The sequence below is a fragment of the Sphingopyxis sp. genome, assembly GCF_036402335.1.
Classification (GTDB): Bacteria; Pseudomonadota; Alphaproteobacteria; order Sphingomonadales; family Sphingomonadaceae; genus Sphingopyxis.
In genome coordinates, this window is record NZ_DASWTD010000583.1 from 1 (window position 1) to 2,139 (window position 2,139).

General features: G+C 64.5%; 2 protein-coding genes. One reads left to right on the forward strand and one right to left on the reverse strand.

All coding sequences use genetic code 11. The features are described 5' to 3' along the window. Positions 1–770, forward strand: a 770-nt coding sequence (locus tag VGD20_RS18905; RefSeq protein ID WP_331135925.1) for an NTP transferase domain-containing protein, incomplete at its 5' end; no start/stop codon positions are given. On the opposite strand, the gene VGD20_RS18910 is transcribed toward VGD20_RS18905, so the two are convergent. Beyond that, positions 691–2,139 (reverse strand): carotenoid oxygenase family protein (locus VGD20_RS18910; RefSeq protein WP_331135926.1); only part of this gene is annotated, 1,449 nt, incomplete at its 5' end. The genes VGD20_RS18905 and VGD20_RS18910 overlap by 80 nt on opposite strands.

A 2,139-nucleotide genomic window follows, 5' to 3' on the forward strand; every position in this document is an offset into this window, starting at 1 on the left:
TTCCCGTCGCGGGACGGCCGATGATTGCGCATGTGCTGGAAAGCGCCGCGGATAGCGACGCGAAGCAGGTGTTTGTTTCAACCCATCATGCCGCGCTGCTTGCCGACCTCAACGATCCGGTGACCGATTTATTGGGCAAGCGCCTGATCGTCGTGCCCGCGGCCGACAATCTGGCGGATTCGGTTATTGCCGTGGCGGGTGTGGCGAGCTTTCCGTTGCTGATCACGACCGCTGACAATTGCCTGCTGACGCCCGAAACGATCGCCGAGATCGAGACCGAGGCCGAGCGGCTCGGCGTCGAAGCGGGGGTCGCGCTCGCCCGGCGCGAAGACGTGCTCGCGGTGCATCCCGAAGGACAGCGCCGTTTTTACGAGTTTTCGGACGTAGCTGTGTCGAACTGCAATGCCTACTGGATCGCTCATCCGAACGCGCTGCGTGCGGCGGAGGCGTTCCGGGGCGGCGGCCAGTTCGTCAAAAAGCCGTTCCGGGTGATGCGGGCCTTCGGGCTGGTCAACCTGCTGCGTTTCCGGTTCGGTCTGGGGCCGATCCATCACATCTTCGCGCGCATTTCGCGTCATCTGAAAGTCGAAGTCGCCCCGCTGCTGGTCAGCAACGGGGCGACGGCGATCGATGTCGACAATGAGCGCTCGCTGGCCGCGACCGAGGCGCTGATGAAGCGCCCCGATATCGTCAATCCGCGACCCAGTTCCCGTGGAATCCCGGCGGAACCCGGTGCGGCAGGTGAACGACAGCTTGCGGTGACCCCGTAAAATCATCGGCGTTGAGGATGACGAGCGCGGTCGTCTCGTCGTTCATGTTCACCACCAGCCCGATCAGCCAGCCATCGTCCTCGGCGCCGCTTTCGCTGCGCGGGACAAAGACGAACTCGCCGGGGTGCCGGCCGGGGCCGAAATCGTGGATCGCGGTCGAGCCTTCGCCCAAGTCGTGCTTGAACAGCCGCGTTTCGGCGAGCGCCCATTCGGCCGATTTCCCGTCGGGGATCGCGATCGTGTAGGCGTAGCGATAGGGCTGCGTGGTCAACCGTTCATCATAGCGCGGGAATTCCTGTGCGTGATCGTGGATGACGGTGCGGATCGTCGTCCCGGCGGCCGGATCGATCGTCCAGCGTTCCATCCGCGACTTTTCGCTGTCGGGCCCGCGCTTCGATTGCGCGAACATCGTTTCGTGCGCGACGACGTCGACGATGACCTTGCCGTCGCCGGTTTCATAGGCGTTGGCGGGGTGGAAGACATAGCAGGGCTCGACCGGCACCCAGATGATGCTGTCGCCGCTGCCGTTCCGGGGGAGGAGGCCGACGCGCGCCGGATGATTATCGTTCCACGCATAGGGGAAACGATAGCCGCCGAGCAGCATTTTCATCGAGAAGGTGACGGGCAGGTCGAAGACCAGAACGTAATTTTCGGTGATCGCACAGTCGTGGATCGACGGGCCGTCGCTCACCGCAATCGCTTCCTCGCGAACGACATGGGCGTCCTTGTCGAGAACGACGTGCCAGACTTTGTTGGGCTCGTCGCCGCGATAGGTGATCGCGTGCATCTCGTCGGTCACGGGGTCGTGATGCGGGTGCGCCGTGTAGGCGCCGGCGAGCGTGCCGTCGAACGGATTGTGCGCGATCGTGTTCAGTTCATAGCCGAGTTCGACGGGCTTGCCGCCGGCTTCGACGATGGCAAAGGTGCGGCCGGCGAGGCCGACGACATTGGTGTTCGGCGCGTCATTGCCGTCGGCGCGCGGGCCGGGGGGCAGTTGCTCGCCGAGCACTTCGCAGGCTTCGGCGCCGCGGACCCAGCGGTTGCGGTACCAGTCGGCCTTGCCGCCTTCGATGCGGATACCATGGACCATTCCGGCGCCGGTGAACCAGTGATAGCTGGCAGGATCGGGCGCGGCGGCGGGGTTCGGCCCATTGCGCAGGTAACGGCCGGTGAGTGCAGCGGGAATCTCGCCCTCGACGCGCAATTCTTCCAGCGTGAATTCCTCGGTCATCGGTTTGTGGATCCCGGTGAGGAAGGGGTGGGCGTCGGTGGGGCGGGGCAGGCGCTTGCGGTTGAAATCGGCGACCTTGCCGATGCCTTTGACGACGGCACCACGGATCAGGGTTTCGACATTGCTTGCCATGGAGAT